We start from the raw sequence: 18,999 nt of genomic DNA on the forward strand, positions 1-18,999 counted from the left end.
ACTTGCAGGCCATCCGTCGCTCCGAACCCTGCTTGTCTTCGACGCGAGGCTCCAGCGAATTCGCTTTTCCAATGTCCTCCGAGGAGAAGCGATCAGGAGCATTTACGCAAAACCCCGCGACAGCGTCAACTAATTGTCCGAGGTTTGGCCTTATTATCGCAAAATCAGTTTTGTCAGACAAATATCGTTTGACGAGAGTTGCGCCCGGATATTAGCTATCAATGGGAGAAAGAGCATGCTGATCCTTGTTACCGGTGCAACGGGCAAGGTCGGGCGGCGCTTTATTGCTGGGCTGCTTGACGATCCGAGATTTTCCAAAGCCCGTATCCGCGCGCTTTGTCATAATCGTTTGTGCGATGAGACCGACCGTGTCGACGTCATCCGCGGCTCGATCGCCGATCGCGATGTTGTGGTAGCGGCGCTGAATGACGTTACCCATGTCGTGCATCTCGCCACATGCAAGGAAACGCCGAGCGACATCATGGATGTCACGGTCAAAGGTCTCTTTTGGCTGCTTGAGGAGTTCCGTACGAACGTCACGGCACGCCAGTTCATCCTGATCGGCGGCGATGCGGGCGTGGGGCATTTCCACTATCGCCACGACGGCCCGATCACCGAGAGTACCCCCCATTGTGCTTATCCGGGTGGCTATGCGCTCTCCAAGGTTCTGGAAGAGGTCATGCTGGAGCAGTTCGGCATTCAGTACGGACTGAATGGCTGTTGTCTGCGCGCGCCCTGGATCATGGAGAAGGACGATTTCAAGTATTCGCTGTCTTTTGGAGACGACGTCTTTGGCGGTCCGGACTGGAAGATGCTCGTTCCGGAAGAAGCGGCGCGGCGCTATGCAGCAATAGGTACGGTGCCGCTGCTGCTCGATGCTGACGGACGTCCGCTGAAACGCAATTTCGTGCACGTCGATGACCTCGTATCGGCAATATTGGCAGCGATCGACAACCCCCGGGCGGAGCGGCAACTCTTCAACATCTGCATGGACAGACCTGTCGACTATGCTGAAGTCGCCGCCTATCTCCTGCGCACGCGCAATCTCGGCTCCATCGACATACCAAGCCGCTTCCATTCCAATTGGATGGACAACAGCAAGGCAAAATACCTGCTGGATTGGCGGCCAAACTACGATCTCGAGATGCTTATCGACTCGGCATGGCAATATGAGCGTTCGAAGGAGGAGCCTCGCATCGTCTGGTATCCGGGTTGATTTCGTGTGGCGGGCACGCGGTGTCCGTCTGTTTCAAGGGAGGAAACTATGAGGAAGGCATTACTACTTACAGCCGCAGTCTTAGCACTCACCGCCGGGCAGGCCTTGGCCAAGAAACAACTCGTCATCGTCGTCAAGGGCCTCGACAATCCGTTCTTCGAAGCAATCAATCAAGGTTGCCAGAAATGGAACAAAGAGAATCCCACGGCGGAATACGAGTGCTTCTACACCGGTCCGGCATCGACATCCGATGAAGCCGGCGAAGCGCAGATCGTTCAGGATATGTTGGGCAAGGCAGACACGGCTGCAATCGCAATTTCGCCGTCAAATGCAAAGCTCATCGCCCAGACCCTGAAGACCGCCAACCCGACGGTTCCGGTGATGACGCTCGATGCCGATCTTGCTGCCGAGGATGCAGCCTTGCGCAAGACCTATCTTGGCACGGACAATTATCTGATGGGCGCCCGCATCGGGGAGTACATCAAGAAGGCCAAGCCGAAGGGCGGTAAGATCTGCACGATCGAAGGCAATCCGGGAGCAGACAATATTCTGCGCCGCGCACAAGGGATGCGCGACACGCTCACTGGCCAGAAAGGCTTGACCGCGCTGAAAGGCGAGGGTGGTTGGACTGAGGTTGCCGGCTGCCCGGTGTTCACGAATGACGACGGTGCCAAGGGTGTTCAGGCAATGACCGATATTCTCGCGGCCAATCCCGGCATGGACGCATTCGGCATTATGGGTGGCTGGCCATTGTTCGGTGCGCCGCAACCCTATCGCGACCTGTTCAAACCGATGGCCGAGAAGATCGCCAGCAACGATTTCGTCATTGGTGCGGCCGACACGATCGGCGACGAGGTTGCCATTGCGAAGGAAGGTCTGGTGACTGCGCTCGTCGGCCAGCGGCCATTCGAGATGGGCTACAAGGCACCTTCGGTGCTGATGGATCTGATTGCCGGCAAGCCGGTTGAAGATCCGGTCTTCACCGGGCTCGATGAGTGCACAAAGGACACAGTCGACACCTGCATTCAAAAGTAGGTTTACGGTTTGGCGCACCCGGTTCAAGGGTGCGCCGAATGTCCCTCACGAGACGGATCGAGTGTGAATCGGCTCCGAAGGTGGCCCCCTTGGGGATGGAACCCAACATATTGATCCCATTACGCAATTGCGCGCCAAAGCGGGATTCCTGCCGGCTCGGGGATAACCCCACTTAATTTCTTGATTTTCACTGCGTTTCCAAATGGTTGTCGAGGATGTCAACGGGGTGAGCGTTCGGAGCCGATTCACAGTCACGACATTCCAAATCAGGCTAAGACAGGTCGGAAATTTCGCGCCAACATTCACTTTTGATGGCGCGTCAAGGCCGACATGGCCTATAGGAGCTGCCAACACCAAGGCTTGGCCCTGGTCCCGTCCCCGCCGCTCCAAGTCCCGATACCTTGCGAGCACCAGGGATACCATCGCGCACCTTGTTCGCCTGCAGGAAGAAACAGTGACTAGAACCGAGAGCTTACCGTCCGACATCTATGCCATTGCCGACGTCCATGGACGCGCCGATCTTCTTGAGGCCATGCTTGGATACATCGCGGCTGCCTCGAATGATCAGCAATCCAAGCCGGTCGTGATCTTCCTAGGCGATCTGATCGACCGCGGCCCAGATAGTCCAAAGGTACTCGATCAGGTTTGTTCGACACTCGACCTTTATCCGGGTTCTCGACTAATCCTTGGCAACCATGATTTTTACCTGCGTGAGCTCCTTCGTGGCGCTCTCACCTATGAGGACGCCGTCAACTGGATGGACTGGGGAGGCGTCGCAACGATGAGCGCATATTCCAATCGCCCGGTGCCGGATTTCGAGAACATCGCCGCGGAAATTCGCCGCGTCTTCCCACACCATGTGGACTTGCTAGAAAACGCGCTGACATTCAAGGAGATCGGGCGCTTCTGCTTTGTTCACGCTGGAATACGTCCTGGTGTTCAGCTTGCAAATCAAAGCGAATACGACTTGCGTTGGATCAGGGCGGGCTTCCTCGACCATATGAATGTGTTTGACCATGTCGTTTTGCACGGTCACACGATCACGAAGTCGCTGCGACCCGAAGTCTACTTGAATCGCATAGCTTTGGATACCGGAGCATATCGGACTAGCCGGCTGAGCGCCGCCGTAATCAGGCGCGATGAGCTTTCACACTTCGTGTGCACCGAACTAACCGAGACCGGTATCGTCCAGGCCGGCGAGTGGCGACCCGACTAATCGCCAGGAGAAGGAGATCGGGTTTCAATGGTTTCCATAGCAGGATGTTACGCCACAAAATCGCAGATAAGTCGTAAGGCTATTTAGATCATAAAGGCGTCTCGGCCCTGGCCCGTTTTGCCCGTGTACTTCGCCGTGATATCGACGCCGTCTGTAACGCCATCGACCTGCCCTGGAGCAACGGTCAGGCAGAAGGCCGGATCAACCGACTGAAGACGATCAAGCGCGCAATGTGCGGCAGGGCGGGACCAGAGCTTCTTAGGGCGCGGATGATGCCAATCAAATTGACTCATCTCCACACAAATTGAGGAAGACCCCGATTAAATGCAAAATGACACGCAATGTGTGAAACAGGCAAGTTACTTATATTTCTCGATGATGAAATCATAAAGAAAATGCTGCGCTTACGCGACGCTCAAATTCTCGGTGGCGAAGACCCTGTCGCTTGGTCGAACAACGAGCCGACCGAGATTCTCGACCAAGAGATCTATGACTTTCTGGCGACAATGCCTCGGTAATTGGTGCAATTAAATCGCTAACCGCTGGGGTAAGTTCAATCCACGTGAAAGAGCCTTACCCCCCACGTTTTTCCCGCTCCCCCGGACGCTAATGCCTCCGGGAGCGCGGCAGTAATCACTTGCTGCAGCAGCTTTGAGCTGGTTTGCCCCCGGCCTGTTGAACACGGTTGTCGACGCTATGTCCATTGTCCCCCGTCGGTAGGTTCATGGCGATGTTGCCGGCGAAGAAGCCATTTGGCTTCAGGGTGAAGCCGGCGTATTCCACCGGCATGATCGGGAAATCCTCGGGTTTGCAGACATGCGTGTGACCGAAGGAATGCCATAGCACTAGGTCTGCGTTCTCGATGGGGCGGTTCTGCTTGACGTAGGCCGGCAGGCCATCGCCACCCGCATGGACATTGGGATAGTCGCCGCTCGCATATTTCTCCTTTTCGTCGAAAGCGGTGACCCAAACATGCTTCTTGGCGAAGCCGCCGCGTTGAGCGACCGTCGATTCTGGCTGAGCCAGCATCACGGGCGAGGGCATAGCGACAAGCTTGTACCCGGGCGCCTTGCCGACGCTGTTGGTCACGTTCGGATTTTGCACCTTCCAATATCGACCCGTTTCGCCATTGGCCACTGACGGTGAATCGAGTTCGCTTTTCAGCACCCGGCTCTTGGTATCGAAGACGTTTCCGTAGGGATTGTCCTCGCCCCAGGGGCGCGGCACGAAGTCGTGTTCCGTCACCGTGTTGCCGCCGCCATCGACGTCCATGTGCAGGCGGACGTTAAAGAAGTGCTGGTGCGTCGGCCCACCGAGATTGTCGTCGATCATGCCGCCCCAGCGATAGGTCTCGCCATCGGCGACGGCCGCCGTCTGGATGATGCCGGTCAGCTTCGCTTCCAGCTGTATCGTGCCGTCCTGGTAGAGATACCAGTAGAAGCCGTAGTCGTAATTGCCGACGGTGGCGAAGAAGGAGATAACGAGGCGGCGCGAGCGGCGCACTTCGAAGATGCCGTTGCGGAATTCGTAGTGCTTCCAAAGGATGCCGTAGTCTTCCTCGTGCATGCAGATGGCGTTCTTCATGACAAATGGCTGGCCGAAATCGTCGGCCGCCGGCACGTCGAAATAGTGGATCTGGCCGAGGCAGTCGCAGCCGAGTTCCAGGCAGTTCGCCAGGCGCCCCAGGCCATATTCGCCGGCGTCGAATGCGCTCTTCCAGTAATGGTTGGCAGTCGGATCGGCATAGGGCACGACCATTTCGGTGACGCTGGCGCGGAAGATCACCGGCCGCTTCCGGCCCTGGTCGTCGATGCCCAGCTCGTAGATCACCAGGCCCTCGCGCGGCGTGAAGCCGAGGCGGAAGCTCCAGCCCTGCCATTCCACCTTCCAGCCGTCGACCGAGAAGCTCGTGCCTTCCGGCTGGACGATATGCAGAGGCTTCAGGTCAGGCCGCGTTTCGGGAAAGGATTCGCGACCGTAGTTCCGTTTTTTCTTCGGCACCGGAATGATCTTCTCGTCATCGTGAAGATCGACCACCTTGTTGGCGGTTAGATCGACGACCGCAACGACACCTTCAACCGGGTGGGCATAGCCATTGTCGCGGACATCACCGCGCCAGTAGGAAACGGCGCGCACGATGCGTTTGCCCTTCTCGAAGTCGTGGCCGAAATAGCCTGACGAGAACGGATCGATCTGGATGAGTGGTATGTCTTCATCGGTAATCCCGCGTTTCTTGACCGCGGCGATCCAGCGAGGATCGGATTTCACCGTTCCCTCGACCGTCTCGAATTCGCAAAGCATGACCGGCGGTTGGCCATAGGGCATTTCATTGAGCGGCAGGCGGACATAGGAGGCAACCTCGCCCTTGCTTAGATCGACGATACCCTCGAAGGTCTCACCGTTGCTAATGTCCATTGCGAGGAGGAAGGCGCGGCGCGGGAGATAGCCGCCCTGGCGATGGGCAGCCAGATCCGCCTTGGTCGGCTCTTCGAGCCGGATGATTGGAAATCGGACGGTTGATGGCAGGGACTTTGCATCCTTGAGGATGGCAACCGCAGCCCCAATTTCTGCAAGGCTGAGCGGGTCGAGTGGATGGGTGAGCGCGACGACGGCGTCCATGGGTTTGCCTTTCAAATCTGGAGACGTCGGGGCGGCGGAAGGCGCGCGCCCCATATTCTGGGTGTGTCAGCCCGCCGAGCGGCCTGAGCAGATGTCGCTTTCCACCATTCGGTCACCGTGGACACAGAAGATCGAGCACAAAGCGTGCGTCTTGATGCCAACGGCAAGCGTCGCGACAACGAGGAGGGCGAGGGTCAGCAGGAGAAGCCGATCCGAAAGCGCCAGCTGGCTGGTGGTGGTCATTCGAACACCTTTCCGAGCGAGGCGTAAAGAAACGGCTGAGATTTCTTGACCCGTACCGCAAAGATGGCGCCGAGAATGCCGACGACGACCATGGCGTAAGGGAATGCCTTGACAATCAGGCTGTCGCTACCCGAGAGAAGCGAGAGGTTGGCGGTGACGAGTACCAGGGATCCGAGCAGTCCGACCAGCCCGATGACCGGGGCAATGATGGTGGTCCAGATCCCGTGGCTGGTCGGCGTCTTCCTGAAGAACATGATGATCGCCACCGAGACAAGCACCTGGACGAGCAGGATGCCAATACCCGCGAGTGCGGCCATCCAGGAGAAGACCACGGTATAGGGGTCGGCACCGAAGGCGACGAACAGGCCCAATATCACGGCCGCAGCCACGCTTTGAATAAGGCCGGCGACATAAGGCGAGCCGTGCTTGGGGTGAACCTTACCCAACGCTCTGACGGCTAAGCCCTCGCGCCCAAGTGCAAAGAAGTAGCGGTTGAGCGTGTTGTGGAAGGATAGAATGCAGGCAAACAGGCTGGTGATCAGCAGCACGTTCATCACCTGGCTGGCCCAGGCTCCGAGAACGGAATTGGCAGCGTTGAAATAGAAGGTGTCTAGGCCAGCATTGGCCACGGCTTGAACCTTGCTCGGACCGTAGAACTGGACGATAGCCCAGGTCGAGAATGCGTAGAACAGCGTGATCAGCGTCACGGCAACATAGGTTGCCCGCGGAATGGTCTTCTCCGGATTTTCGGCTTCCTCGCCGAAAATTGCGGTCGCCTCAAAGCCGATGAAGGAGCCGATCACGAAGACCAGTGCCACGCCGAGACCAGTGCCAAATACCGCGGATGGGGCGAACGACGAGAGGTTCATGCCTTCCGGTCCGCCGCCGGTAAACACGATCCCCACGTCGAGCAGCAAAAGGATGGCGATCTCGGCAATCATGCAGACGCCGAGAATAGCGCCGGAAAATGCGATATTTCGCTGGCCGCAGATCAGGACCACGACCAGAGCCGCAAACGACCATGCCCACCAGGGCAGTGCAAGCCCGAACGGAGCGACCGCGCCGGCCATGAAGAAGCCGAACAAACCATAGATGGCGATCTGCACGGCGCTATAGGTCACCAGCGCCATGAACGCGCCGCCCACGCCGGCGGGCTTTCCGATCCCATGCGTGATATAGGTGTAGAATGCGCCGGCACCGCCGACATGGCGGCTCATCGCGGTAAAGCCGACGGAAAAGATCAGGTAGAGCAGCCCGGCCAGCACGAAGGCGCCGGGGACGCCTGCGCCGTTGCCAAAGGCGAATGCTGCGGGCGACGCGCCGACGACAGCGGTCAGCGGCGCTGCGGCTGCTACCACGAAAAAGACGATGTGGGCGAGCCCGACGGAATTCTTGGCCAGGCGGTCCGGCTGTGTGGGTGCCGGGATGCTTGTTTCCAGTGTCATTGAAGAACCCCTTGCTTCTTTATCATTTGAAGGGAGGCTACGTGCTGGCTTCTGGCACTGAAATTGCTAGTTACGCCAATGAATCGATAGTTCGCGCCACACCAACAGCCACGGATACTCGAAATGGCAACTGCACCGCATTTAGTCAGCAAGATGCCGCCTTTTGCCTCAATTCGCGCCTCCGTGCTGATCCCTTTGGTGCAGGAAATTGACAGGAAATCCGGAAAAACCGACCTTCTGCTGGCGTCGCACGGTATTCTACGGTCGCAACTGGCCGATCCCTATGCAGTTCTGCCAATGGCGCGGTACATCGCGCTATTTGAAGACGCGGCAATCATCACCGGCGAGCCCTCATTCGGCGCCAGAATGGGTGTGGGCTTCGAGCCCGCCGACATCGGGCCAATCGGCATGCTCTTCGCCCTGTCGCCAACCATTCGTTCAGCTTTCGAGCGCCTGTCGCGGTATGTCAATGCAGTTCAGGGAGCCACCAGTTCAGGCGTTTTCGAGGAGGATGGCGACTTCGTCTGGAGCTACCGTATCGACGATCCATCTATGTGGCCGCGGCGGCAGGACAGCGAGTTCACGATTGCCGCATCATGCCAGCTCGTGCGCGCATGCTTCCGCCGTGGCTGGCGGCCGATCCAGATTCACCTTGAACATCAGGCGCCTCGAGACACCACCTCCCTTGCACGGATCTATGGTGCGTCGATACTGTTCGGGCAGTCCAGCAATCGCATCATCATGTCCAGAGCGGAGGCCGATCGCGTTCATCGTACGGAGGACAAAAGCCTGATCGAGATCCTGCTGCGGCACATCACCGATCTGCTCGACCGGCCCAGATCGGAGGCGGTCTTAAGCGAGAAGGTCCGGGCTCTGATAGGGATCTATCTCGGTCATAGGCCGATCACTGTAAAGGCCTTTGCAGACGAACTGCAGATGTCGCCCCGCAGCCTGCAGCGGAAGTTAGCCGAGGAAGGGAACTCCTTGCGAGTCCTGGTCCGCGATTATCGGCAGGCTCTTATTTCCCTTCACTCGGATGGCAGGAACGGTTGCTCGATGAGCGAACTGGCAAGCATGGCGGGCTATGCAGACAACACCGTATTATGGCGTGCGAGACGAAATTGGAACTCGTCTAGTGGCTAACCTCTCGCAAGCTGATCTGGTAATCGTGTTACCCACCCAACGACGTCAGAATGATTTTCGGTTCGATATATAGTTATTATGTAGGGGTAATTTATAACATGGCCCTGTCTTTCCCTCGGCGCCTGCATTGTTGAAGAACACGTCGATCTTTCCGAACCGTGCCTTGGTCGACGCGACGAAGTTCTGCACCTCGGTCTCTTTCGAAACGTCGGCGGCGATAACGACGCTTCGGTCCGGCTCGAGACCGAGCTCGGCAGACATCGCTTCGAGAGCGTCCTTGTTCAGATCGACGAGGACGAGATTAGCACCCTGATCATGGAAAGCTTTCGTCGCAGCTTTTCCGATCTCTCCGGCCGCTCCGGTGATAAGGACGGCTTTATCTTTGAGTTGCATATGCGTCTCCAGTCTGCTGAAATTTTTGGAATCCCGATTTCCGGGACAGGTCACACGTCGGCTTCCATAACGTTAGGACGGCTGGACGAATTCAGTGAACTTGACCTTGTACTCGACGTCTCGACGGCTGTACTTCCAGGCGCCGTCTTCGCGCTCCAACCAGTCGTGATAGACGCAGATGCTGCCCTCGGTCTTGCCGTCCTTGACCACGAAGAACTGCAGGTAGGCCTTTTGTCGTGCGGTATCGCCTTCGAATGTGATGATCTCGTTGGTCGTGAGGTGATGCATGTTGCCGAAAGGCTCGTTGCAGAGCTTGACGAACGCCGCAAGCTCCTCTGGACCGCGAGGGCGCTGCCCCTCGATCAGGGCGTTGGATACGCCGCTCTTCGTGAAGCACGCTGCCCAGGCCTTTCCGTCGGCATCGTCGACAGCGTAGTTGTACTTCGCATTCAGAGTATTGATTTCCAGTATGTCGGCGACGCGGGCCGTATCTATCGTCTCAGTCATTGGTTCCCCATTTTTTGCTACTCACAGGGCGTCGCTGATGTGATCGCCGCCAAAAAGATCGTGCATTTCTGGCAACAGGTCTTGGCGTAGAGGGAATGGAGATTTTGCGGGGAGAGAACTGGAAGGAACTCAAGAAGCGTTGAATACTCTCGACCTCAACAGGGATTTTCGGTGATCCGTGTCGATCGGCAGACCCGCGCTGCCGCCGATCGATCGCACGCTGAGCAATGGCCCTCCGGATCTCGGGATCTGTGCTCATGCTGCCTAACCTGGCATTCCTGATGGGCAGCGAGATCTATCAGGCCACCGATCTAACTCAGCAATTATCCTTGTGAGCTCCACGTTAGGAAGGTTTCTGGTTTGACGCCATCCGTCCGCGCTTTCTCGATCAGCGGTCTGAGGGTGTCGTTGACGAATTCTTCCATTGTCGTGGGCAGCACCGGACGATCATCGTGGAACTTTACACGCCTGTCGTTAAGAGCAGCCGAGGTGTTCTTATCATAGACCCACCGTTCGAGAGTTCCGAACCGCTCCCGGAATACCGTCTCGACCTCACGATCGCTCGTATCGACGAAGCGATAGTCCACCTCTCTACCGAGTGCCCGGCCGATAGTCGCGGCGATCTCGGGCATGGTGTAATCGATGCCCAGTTGCTTTACGGATCGGTGCCGGTCAGTCGGCGTGTCGAACTCCTTCGCCGCGAAATCCGCGATGTCCTGGATGGCAACCCAAGGAGCTTTGACGTTGGGGTCAAGCGACCAGCCGATCCCATTGTGCTGCGCGATCGAGTCGACCCACCTGGACAGGTCCTCCATGAACCAGCCACCCTGCAAGTGCACCAAATTGATGTCGCGTAGTCGGTTGAGGATCTGATCCAGGATATGGAAGCCCTGGAAATGGCCGGTGTTCCCGCTGACCTCGGATCCCATTCCGGTCAGGCTCACGGCAAAATTCACCGGGGAATCCCGAAGTGCGTCGAAAAACCGAAGCGCTACCGTAGGGTAGTGCCCATGAAGGTCCTCGGCAGCCCAAAGGGTTTTGACCATTAGGAAAGCAGCGTCAACGTCTTCGAAGAACGTGCTAAGCTCACCAGCACCCGTGTCAAAGCTACCAAGGAACGGTTCTGCTCCTTTCGCGACAAGTGCATCGAGGGCGGGCCCTCCTCTCGAAAGGGCTTTGACTGAATGGCCTTTGGCCAAGAGGTTCTCGGTAAGTTTGGCACCGATCCTGCCGGTCGCGCCAACCACGGCGATACGCATGGCTAATCTCCTATAGTTGTTTGACCAAGATCCTAAAGGATTGCGTCGCGAGCAAAATTGGAGATAATGCCATATGATCTCGAAATCGGGCCAATCGTCGAATAAGCGACCTCCCTGCAGTACCGCTTGCGATCTGAGCCTCTCGCATGGGCCGGCGATGGCAATCAGGATGGACTTCGCCGACTATGAAGCCGAGGGGCTGCTGCACCAGCACCGGCAGGGTCAACTGATCGTGGCGCTCCATGGCGCGGTTACCTGCAGAGCGGAAAGTGGGGTCTGGATCGTTCCTCCCGACTGCGGATTTTGGGTGCCCGGTGGCGTTCCTCACAGCAATCAGGTGACGTCCAATGCTCGTCTAACATACCTGTTTGTCGAGCCCGGCGCGGCCATGCTTCCGGCTGAATGCTGCACGCTTTCGGTATCGCCGATGCTTCGGGAGATGATACTCCGGGTAGCGGAATTATCAGAAGGCGATGCGCGCGACGCTCATGTCGATCGTCTCGTGCGGGTCATGCTCGATGAGCTCGCGCTAATGCCGCGTGAGGGCCTGGAACTACCTATATCTGACCATCCAAAGATCGCCTTGATCGCTGCGGCTCTTTTGGCAGACCCGAGCGACCGCCGTACCCTCGGCCAATGGGCTGAGCATGTCGCCGTCAGTGAGCGATCGTTGAAGAGGCTTATGATCCAACAGACAGGATTGAGCTTCGGCCGTTGGCGGCGCCAGCTACATCTCGTCATCGCGCTGCGGGAACTTGCCGGCGGTGCAACAGTCCAACAGGTGGCAGGCGACTTAGGGTACGAATCAACGACGGCCTTCATCGTCATGTTCAGGAAGGCGCTTGGGACCACGCCATCGCGCTATTTTGCCGATCGGCTTTTGAGCGCTGAGCGCGCGTGAGATGTTGCCCATCCGAGGTATCGGCGGCGACAATCCTAAGTTTACTTTCTGCCTAAAGCCTGAGGACGCCAGCCAACGGGCGCTTAGCAGTGGTCTTCGCGGACTTGGCCTAGCGTGCGCAAGCCGAGAAGCGCGACTCGTTTATAAGCGCTCCCAGATCGCGGCGTATCCGCCGGAATGCTGCTCCCGTTCGGGTTCACTCGTTCGGGATGGAGCGTCAGTTCGCGGGCGACGGCGCACGCCTTTGCGGCAAAGTCCTCGCCGGACTCGATCACGTCAAGATCCGCGATGCCCAAGCCGGCCCGATCCAGTGCCATCCATACCCGATACGATCGACGCGCTCACACCTTCCTCTCGGCAATTGCCTTCGCTGCAAGCTTCATCTTCTGGCTCAATCAATCAGCCCTGACCCTAGATCACGACTTGAAATTCTTCTTCGTCAACAATATCTGGGGGTCACTTCCTGTGCGGACGATATCCTGCTCGCTGCAATCGCCGCGGCGTTTGATATTGTCCCGGGATACAAAAGAAGGCGCTCCCCTCACGGGTCGAGCGCCTTTTTTGTGTCGGAGGCGACCGCAAACGAGGTGCTGCATCTTGACCGCAACCGCTTTGCGGATGAGATCTGTAGTCAAACACTCCGTGGGAACACATGCCATTTTTTCTGGTGACGCAGACATCGCTTGTCGAAGCTCAAGATGAGCAGGAGGCCGCTCAAACGGGCGTCGACCGCCTCCGCTCCGGAGGACAGGTCACCGTCGCGGTAAAATCGGATGAAACAACGATCACGCACTTCGTTGTTGCCGCAGTGGTCGAAGAGCCTCTCCCGGTCTCGCCGTCCGAAACCATCAATCCATCGCCCACTGCTGTCGCTATCCCCGAAGCTGCCTGAGCCGCACCGGAAAGCAGGAAACTGATCTTGAAGCGCATGATGGCTGACGCGCTGGCCCTACTGGGGCGCCGAACCTAGTCGCATCCTCAAAAAATTGCTTTCCGCCAGCATTCTATCGTCTTCGAGTTCCGGCTCGAACTGATAAGTGATGATCAAAAAAAGCAGGAAGGATGAACCCGTCGCAGATCGGTCCTCCTGCCGGCGCTGTCGCTCAACCGCCGCCTGCGTCATCCCGGCTGCTTGTCCTTCGCAGGGCTGTTAGCCCCGCTCGTCCTGCACAGCAGGGATGCTCAGCTGCAGTTGCGGCAGTCCTGCCGCTCGGCGGTCCGGGAGGTGTCTTCGGAAAGATGAAGACAGGAAGGGCCGGCAAGGCGCCGGTCCGAACCCTCTAGACAAGGACAAATCCCATGCAGATCATGAAGGTTGACCCACGCGCGCTCAAAGAAAACCCCGACCGGATGCGCCAGTCGAAGTCGTCGCCGCAGGCCGATGCGCTGATGCTGGCCACGATCAAGGCCGTCGGAATCGTGCAGCCGCCGGTAGTCGCACCGGAAACGGATGGCGGAAACGGCTTCACCGGCTCCATTCGCACTCTCGCCCTCAACGTCAAGGCCTGCATCGCCCGGGTGGAGAACTCCTCAGACAAGGGCCCACAGTTCCGCGTCTACGCCGGCAGCGTCGAGCTGGGCGCCGCCTGGCAGAAGACCTCCGAGCAAGGCCGCGACTATCTCTCGGTCGAGCTTGACGATCCGAGCTTCCCGGCTCCGATCTACGCAGCGCTCGCCGAAGTCGAAGGCGAAGATGGCCTCCAGCTCATCTGGTCCCGCCCGAACCGGGATTGATGAAGATTACGGGCTCCACCTCGGGCGGAGCCTTTCCCCGTCGGGAATGGCGGTCTGCGATTAGCGCACGTCGAACCTGGCGAGCATCTTGCGCAATTGCGCGTTCTGCTCGATGAGCTTCTCTGCAAGCTGACGTCGCAACGCGTCGACCTCTGCGTCGAGGTCGGCCATTTCGTCGATGAATGATTTTGGGGCCGCAGCGACAGCATGCACGACGTCGCCGGTTTGGTCGACGGAGACCACCGGCTCCAAAATCGGCGCAACCTTCTTTCTGCGTGTCGGCACTGGCTTCACCAGCGCCTCAGCAGTTTTGGTTCGCGTGGAAACAGGAACGTCTTCTTCAATCGGAGGCGCTGTTTCGCCGACGGCGGTCGCAGGTTCTGGGTCGGAGTGCGGCGCGGGTGAAGTCTCTTCGACTAGCGTCGCTGGGACGAGATCAACGGCGGTTGTCTCGGGACCCGGATGTTTCTCTTCGGGGGCAGGTTTGTATTCGAGAGCAATGGTCTTGGGTGCGGCTGCGGGGCTTTCGTCTTGACTATGTGGTTTCGGTCTACGCGACACCAGGTCAGCCACAAATCTCCATGGTGTTCTCATCACATGTAACCTTCAAAGCGTGGCGGCGGGACATTGCCGCGGTCATTCATTGTCAGCAGGACCGCATTCATCCTGGCCCTATCAGACGAAAGATCAGCGGCGCCATCACGTGTGAACGCGCGACGCCGCCAAAACGAAAATCAGGCCTTGCCAAGACGCTTGCGCAGATCTGCATTCTCGGCGCGCAGCTTTTCGGAGAGCTCCTTACGAAGCTGCTTATTCTCTTCCTCAAGCCTGATGAGGTCGGCGATATCGTCAATGCCGCCCACAGGGGTGGCGACCAGAGCGGAAGCAGCAGCACCAACGCGGGGCTTGCGAGTGGCGGCCGTTTTCGGTGCGGCAGCTGCCTTCTCGGCCTTGACCGGAGCCGTCTTGGAGCCACGCTTCGCACGCGTCTTCTTGCCCGGCTTTTCGACAGGCGCAGCGGTAGCATCGACGGTGCTGGCTTCAGCGACAGCTTTCGGCGTCCGCGGCTTGCGGGTTTTCTTTTCGGCGGGGACTGCGGCCGGCGCTTCGGTGGTCGCAGTTGTTTCAATTGTGTTTTCGTCGGCCATCAGTGTTCTCCTCTGTCAGGCGGGCCAAGCTTTTGATTCGTTGCGAATTAAAGTCAATGCGGGGAGCCGTGTTTTCGCGTGCAATCGGTGCTTGAGGTGCCGCAACGTGCGATTCCTTTCACTGCGCGACGAGGGACCGGTCCAACGCGGGCTCGATGAGGCATGTCTGACTGAAGAGCGGCTGTACCGTCATTCCTCTCCGACTAACATGAGTCCCAGTTGCCGCCTGTCGTTGCGACCCACCTCGTTGGCACAGCTGCGGGGTTGCCTGTGAACAGGTGATTTGCCGCGAAGCTGTTCAGCCTTGTGAGCAGAATATCGGCCGGCAAGGCAGCCAATTCGCTTACCCGCTCCACAATTGTGATGTTCGACAGATACCGCTTACCGATGCACAGTTCCGCTCGCTCGTCGGGGCTGTTCAGCACCCTGTTGAGCCAGCCTTCGGGGACGAGCGCTTCAATGAAGGGCGGTAATCTGCCGGGCGTGATCTGGCCCACAAGCGGCGGACCATCCGGATCGGACGCCTTCCATCGCCATTCCAAGCCATCATGCGCCAGATTGCCGATCGGTGCCCCGTGCCAGGCCACGATCAGATCAAGTGCGGCCTGGTTGGTAACGGTGATGGCGCCCGCTGGTTTCCGTTTGAGGAAACGTTCAGCAGCACGCCTTTCGTCAAGCCAGTCATTGTCACGCGCAAGCTGGAAGGCTGCATCGGGTTAGCCAACCGACGGCCTGGCGGATCGGTCATGCGTTGCGCCTCATGGTGGCGCGCGAGCACATGCTCGACGGCACGGTGGAAGTCGACCATTTCTATCTTGGTGGCAGACCGAGAAAGCATCCCGATAATCCACTACCCGGAACGGGCCGCAAGGGACAGGTAAAGACGGAGAAGACGCCGGTCATGGCGATCGTGCAACGACCGACAGATATCATCTCCGGTTCAAGTGCCGGCGATGCCTGTGCGGCTGTCGTCACCGGCCTTTCGTTGCGTGCTGCCGTTCGAGCGGTTGCAACACAAATTGAACTTCGAGCGCATTTGATGAGTGACGAGGCAAAGGCATTCGTTGCCATAGGCGAAAGCTTTGCCGCACACGAGACGGTCAACCACTCCAGCCGCGAATATGTCCGGGATGCCGTCCACGTCAATTCAGCCGAGGGGTTTAATGCACGGGTCCGGCGAACCATTGCAGGCGTCTTTCACCACATCAGCCCAGAACTTGCCGACCTGTATTTCCATGAAATCGGCTTCAGATGGTCCCAGCGCGTTGTTACCGGCCAAGCGGTCCGGAAAAGCCGAAGCGGCAAGGAAAGCAAGAAGATCCTTTGGTCACGAGTACCTCCTGCACTGCAATTAATGCGAGTTTTCCGTGCTGCTACCGGCCGCCAAATGCGCCGTAGTCATAGCGGAGGCATCACCATCAAATCTGCCGTGGCTGTCTTTGGTTGATAAACACCGCGTACGATTTCGGACTGCTCTTGTTCTGACCCCTTTAGTCACGATAATTTTCAGGATTTGATCCAATTATCGTGACAATCGCCCGATTCCCAAACCGTGGCAAGGAAAATAAGGTTAACAAGGGGTTACCGACAATACCCCGACCGGCGCACCTCTGCCGAATCTGCGAAGTGTTACTGACAGTTAGGCAGAATTAACCCAAGAGGCAAATGCAGGGGAAACTGCAGATCTGCAGAGAATCCGGCCGGTTTTGCACACCCATGTTGGCTCGATTTCCACCACGGCTCCCCGACTCACGAGAATCGGCCTCTGCAGATCTGCAGATGGCCAATCGTGGTTTGTGGTGATCTTGATCCCGCCAGACGAAGTTTACCCGGAGATAAGGATGCAGGTTCTTGCGATCTCGCCCGACCGATTTGTCGAGCATCAAATTCTTCTGAAGCAGATGTATCGGCTGCGCGCCGACATATTTGGCGGGCGGCTCGAATGGGACGTCACCATCGTGGACGGTGACGAGCGGGATCAATACGACGACCTCGATCCGACCTACATCCTCGCCATCTCCGGCGGCAATGTGGTCGGATGTGCACGCCTCCTTCCCGCAGTCGGCCCGACCATGCTCGAACTGACATTTCCGCAGCTCCTGGCGGAAGGTTCGCTCAATGCGACCAGTGCGATGATCGAGAGTTCCCGCTTCTGCGTCGATACGACTTTGCCCGCGGGTAGGGGAGGGGGGCAGCTCCACCTTGCAACACTTACCATGTTCGCCGGAATCATCGAATGGTCGATGGCGAACGGCTACGACAAGATCGCTACCGCCACCGATCTGCGCTTTGAGCGCATCCTGAACCGGGCGGGATGGCCGATGGCGCGGTTGGGTGAACCCGTGGCGATTGGCAATACCGTCGCCATTGCCGGCACACTTCCAGCGGACCAGGAGAGCTTCGAACAGGTCCGCCCGGCGAACTATCGGTCTGTTCTCTCGCGCACTGATAATCACTCGGTCAGGAGCGCAGCGTGACTCAGCTTCGTTCCCATACTAGACTTGTCCGCAAACTCCAGGACGCCCTTGGCGACCAGCTCTGCGTCGCCCTCGACGACGCGACAGTCGTCGAGATTATGCTCAATCCTGACGGCCGACTGTTCATCGAACGTCTCGGTCACGGCGTAGCCGAAGCCGGGGTCATGACACCAGCGGCTGCGGAAGTCGTCATCGGCAGCGTCGCCCATGCGTTGCAGTCGGAGGCAGATGACGAGCGTCCGATCATCTCGGGCGAGCTACCCATCGGTGGCCATCGGTTCGAGGGTCTGCTCCCGCCGGTCGTATCCGGACCTGCCTTCACGATCCGGCGCCGCGCCTCGCGACTCGTCCCGCTCGACGACTACGTGACCTCGAAGGTGATGACACAAGAACAGGCATCGGCCATCCGCAGTGCCATTGACGCCCGCATGAACATCGTCATTTCCGGCGGCACTGGCTCGGGTAAGACCACGCTCGCTGACGCAATCATCGCAGAGATCGTTTCGGCTGCACCCGACGATCGCATGGTGATCCTCGAAGATACCGCCGAAATCCAGTGCGCGGCCGAAAACGCAGTATGCCTGCATACCAGCGATACGGTGGATATGGCTCGCCTCCTAAAGAGCACGATGCGTCTCAGGCCTGATCGCATCATCGTCGGTGAGGTCCGCGACGGCGCGGCTCTCACATTGCTGAAGGCATGGAACACGGGTCATCCTGGCGGGGTCACCACGATCCATTCCAACACCGCGATGTCGGCGCTGCGTCGGCTCGAGCAACTGACCGCCGAGGCCAGCCAGCAGCCGATGCAGGAGGTGATCGGTGAGGCGGTCGATCTCGTCGTCTCCATCGAGCGGACGGGGAAGGGGAGGCGGGTCCGCGAGGTGATCCACATCGAGGGATACCGCAACAACCACTACCAGACCGAACACTATGCCCAGACCGATGAGGACAGCCATGTCGCGTAAGACCTATCTCATTCTCGCAGCCATTATGTTCGCCGCCGTCTCCTTTAACCTTTCGGAGCCCGCATTGGCGTCCTCAGGAGGTGGCGGCCTTCCGTGGGAATCACCACTGCAGCAGATCCAGCAGTCGATCACCGGACCCGTCGCGGGATTCATTGCGCTTGCGGCAGTCGCGATCGCCGGTGCCATGCTGATCTTCGGCGGGGAACTCAACGATTTTGCCCGTCGCCTTTGCTATGTCGCCCTGGTCGGCGGCGTTCTCCTCGGCGCTACTCAGATCGTCGCTCTGTTCGGCGCAACCGGCGCGTCGATCGGCGAGGCTCATTCGCAGGCTGGGCGCAGCATGACCGAGCCCACGATGACGCCGGCCACCGCAGGGGAGGAGGGGCGTGGCTGAAGCCGGTTCCAACCTCATCCGGTCGCGGGTACACCGGGCGCTGTCGCGCCCCAACCTGTTGATGGGCGCCGATCGCGAGCTTGTCTTGCTGACGGCGCTTGCCGCCGTCATCCTGATCTTCGTGGTCCTGACCTGGTACGCAGCGCTGTTCGGCGTCGCGGTCTGGCTGATCACGGTCGCGGCCCTTCGATCAATGGCCAAGGCCGATCCGCTGATGCGACGAGTCTATGTCCGGCATATCTCCTACAAGACGTTCTACCGCGCGACATCGTCGCCGTGGCGCAGGTATTGAGGGGGTATG

20 protein-coding genes and 3 pseudogenes are annotated in these 18,999 nt (G+C 58.5%); 13 read left to right on the forward strand and 10 right to left on the reverse strand.

The window, feature by feature from the left end:
* The first annotated feature begins 235 nt into the window (after positions 1–235).
* From AB8B29_RS31505 to AB8B29_RS31520, 4 genes and pseudogenes are all read left to right on the forward strand, one after another.
* Positions 236–1,216, forward strand: coding sequence for an NAD-dependent epimerase/dehydratase family protein (locus AB8B29_RS31505; protein WP_037198335.1), 981 nt, complete (start codon positions 236–238; stop codon positions 1,214–1,216).
* Between the two features lie 48 nt (positions 1,217–1,264).
* Positions 1,265–2,251 carry a substrate-binding domain-containing protein gene (locus tag AB8B29_RS31510; protein ID WP_037198336.1) on the forward strand — a complete coding sequence of 329 codons (987 nt, stop codon included), beginning with the start codon at positions 1,265–1,267 and terminating at the stop codon, positions 2,249–2,251.
* 454 nt (positions 2,252–2,705) lie between these two features.
* Entirely contained in the window at positions 2,706–3,467 is a 762-nt protein-coding gene (locus tag AB8B29_RS31515; protein WP_439006986.1) for a metallophosphoesterase, read from the forward strand.
* A gap of 98 nt (positions 3,468–3,565) precedes the next feature.
* Positions 3,566–3,775: pseudogene (locus AB8B29_RS31520) on the forward strand (transposase); the annotation flags it as partial.
* A 325-nt stretch (positions 3,776–4,100) separates the two neighbouring features.
* Here the strand turns inward: AB8B29_RS31520 and AB8B29_RS31525 are convergent.
* The 3 genes from AB8B29_RS31525 to AB8B29_RS31535 form a co-directional block, all read right to left on the reverse strand.
* On the reverse strand, positions 4,101–6,086 hold the full coding sequence (locus AB8B29_RS31525; protein WP_037198339.1) for a primary-amine oxidase: 1,986 nt from the start codon (positions 6,084–6,086) through the stop codon (positions 4,101–4,103).
* Between the two features lie 66 nt (positions 6,087–6,152).
* Entirely contained in the window at positions 6,153–6,329 is a 177-nt protein-coding gene (locus AB8B29_RS31530) for a hypothetical protein (RefSeq protein WP_167669620.1), read from the reverse strand.
* A complete protein-coding gene (locus AB8B29_RS31535) occupies positions 6,326–7,774 on the reverse strand; it encodes an APC family permease (RefSeq protein ID WP_037198341.1) in 1,449 nt (482 codons plus the stop codon). Before AB8B29_RS31535 ends, AB8B29_RS31530 begins: the two co-directional genes overlap by 4 nt.
* Positions 7,775–7,897: 123 nt before the next feature.
* Here AB8B29_RS31535 and AB8B29_RS31540 point away from each other — a divergent pair, with 123 nt between their 5' ends.
* Complete coding sequence (locus AB8B29_RS31540; RefSeq protein WP_037198343.1) at positions 7,898–8,917, forward strand: AraC family transcriptional regulator; 1,020 nt, start codon at positions 7,898–7,900, stop codon at positions 8,915–8,917.
* 45 nt (positions 8,918–8,962) lie between these two features.
* Here AB8B29_RS31540 and AB8B29_RS31545 read toward each other — a convergent pair whose 3' ends face one another.
* From AB8B29_RS31545 to AB8B29_RS31555, 3 genes are all read right to left on the reverse strand, one after another.
* A complete protein-coding gene (locus AB8B29_RS31545) occupies positions 8,963–9,310 on the reverse strand; it encodes an SDR family oxidoreductase (RefSeq protein WP_051963836.1) in 348 nt (115 codons plus the stop codon).
* 72 nt (positions 9,311–9,382) lie between these two features.
* Complete coding sequence (locus AB8B29_RS31550; RefSeq protein WP_037198344.1) at positions 9,383–9,817, reverse strand: nuclear transport factor 2 family protein; 435 nt, start codon at positions 9,815–9,817, stop codon at positions 9,383–9,385.
* Between the two features lie 323 nt (positions 9,818–10,140).
* A complete protein-coding gene (locus AB8B29_RS31555; RefSeq protein ID WP_037198345.1) occupies positions 10,141–11,076 on the reverse strand; it encodes an NmrA family NAD(P)-binding protein in 936 nt (311 codons plus the stop codon).
* A 73-nt stretch (positions 11,077–11,149) separates the two neighbouring features.
* Here AB8B29_RS31555 and AB8B29_RS31560 point away from each other — a divergent pair, with 73 nt between their 5' ends.
* The gene (locus tag AB8B29_RS31560) at positions 11,150–11,977 is read left to right on the forward strand and encodes an AraC family transcriptional regulator (protein WP_037198346.1); all 828 of its coding nucleotides are present in this window, start codon (positions 11,150–11,152) and stop codon (positions 11,975–11,977) included.
* Positions 11,978–12,060: 83 nt separating this feature from the next.
* Here the strand turns inward: AB8B29_RS31560 and AB8B29_RS31565 are convergent, their stop codons facing one another.
* Positions 12,061–12,294: a hypothetical protein gene (locus AB8B29_RS31565; RefSeq protein WP_037198348.1), complete on the reverse strand. Its 234-nt coding sequence runs from the start codon at positions 12,292–12,294 to the stop codon at positions 12,061–12,063.
* Positions 12,295–12,629: 335 nt separating this feature from the next.
* Between AB8B29_RS31565 and AB8B29_RS31570 the strand changes: the two genes are divergently transcribed.
* Together AB8B29_RS31570 and AB8B29_RS31575 are read left to right on the forward strand one after the other, a co-directional pair.
* Positions 12,630–12,869, forward strand: coding sequence for a hypothetical protein (locus AB8B29_RS31570; RefSeq protein ID WP_037198349.1), 240 nt, complete (start codon positions 12,630–12,632; stop codon positions 12,867–12,869).
* 497 nt (positions 12,870–13,366) lie between these two features.
* Positions 13,367–13,711 carry a DUF736 family protein gene (locus AB8B29_RS31575; RefSeq protein WP_425350040.1) on the forward strand — a complete coding sequence of 115 codons (345 nt, stop codon included), beginning with the start codon at positions 13,367–13,369 and terminating at the stop codon, positions 13,709–13,711.
* Between the two features lie 60 nt (positions 13,712–13,771).
* Here AB8B29_RS31575 and AB8B29_RS31580 read toward each other — a convergent pair whose 3' ends face one another.
* The 3 genes and pseudogenes from AB8B29_RS31580 to AB8B29_RS31590 form a co-directional block, all read right to left on the reverse strand.
* A complete protein-coding gene (locus AB8B29_RS31580; RefSeq protein WP_141694146.1) occupies positions 13,772–14,305 on the reverse strand; it encodes a hypothetical protein in 534 nt (177 codons plus the stop codon).
* 140 nt (positions 14,306–14,445) lie between these two features.
* Positions 14,446–14,859: a hypothetical protein gene (locus AB8B29_RS31585; protein WP_037198351.1), complete on the reverse strand. Its 414-nt coding sequence runs from the start codon at positions 14,857–14,859 to the stop codon at positions 14,446–14,448.
* Positions 14,860–15,116: 257 nt separating this feature from the next.
* Positions 15,117–15,572: pseudogene (locus tag AB8B29_RS31590) on the reverse strand (type II toxin-antitoxin system HipA family toxin); the annotation flags it as partial.
* 2 nt (positions 15,573–15,574) lie between these two features.
* Between AB8B29_RS31590 and AB8B29_RS31595 the strand changes: the two are divergent.
* The 5 genes and pseudogenes from AB8B29_RS31595 to AB8B29_RS31615 all read left to right on the forward strand — a co-directional run.
* Positions 15,575–16,306: pseudogene (locus AB8B29_RS31595) on the forward strand (IS1595 family transposase); the annotation flags it as partial.
* A 394-nt stretch (positions 16,307–16,700) separates the two neighbouring features.
* Positions 16,701–17,336 carry an acyl-homoserine-lactone synthase gene (locus tag AB8B29_RS31600; protein WP_037198354.1) on the forward strand — a complete coding sequence of 212 codons (636 nt, stop codon included), beginning with the start codon at positions 16,701–16,703 and terminating at the stop codon, positions 17,334–17,336.
* Positions 17,333–18,304: a P-type conjugative transfer ATPase TrbB gene (gene trbB, locus AB8B29_RS31605; protein ID WP_037198355.1), complete on the forward strand. Its 972-nt coding sequence runs from the start codon at positions 17,333–17,335 to the stop codon at positions 18,302–18,304. The genes AB8B29_RS31600 and trbB overlap by 4 nt, the downstream gene beginning before the upstream one ends.
* Positions 18,294–18,698 (forward strand): conjugal transfer pilin TrbC, encoded by a 405-nt coding sequence (gene trbC, locus AB8B29_RS31610; protein WP_037198356.1) that lies wholly within the window; start codon positions 18,294–18,296, stop codon positions 18,696–18,698. The genes trbB and trbC overlap by 11 nt, the downstream gene beginning before the upstream one ends.
* Positions 18,691–18,990 carry a conjugal transfer protein TrbD gene (locus tag AB8B29_RS31615; RefSeq protein WP_112440585.1) on the forward strand — a complete coding sequence of 100 codons (300 nt, stop codon included), beginning with the start codon at positions 18,691–18,693 and terminating at the stop codon, positions 18,988–18,990. The genes trbC and AB8B29_RS31615 overlap by 8 nt, the downstream gene beginning before the upstream one ends.
* Positions 18,991–18,999: the final 9 nt, after the last annotated feature.

This window comes from Rhizobium sp. 11_C7_N12_5 (assembly GCF_051811145.1).
In the GTDB taxonomy this organism is placed as follows: domain Bacteria; phylum Pseudomonadota; class Alphaproteobacteria; order Rhizobiales; family Rhizobiaceae; genus Rhizobium; species Rhizobium lusitanum.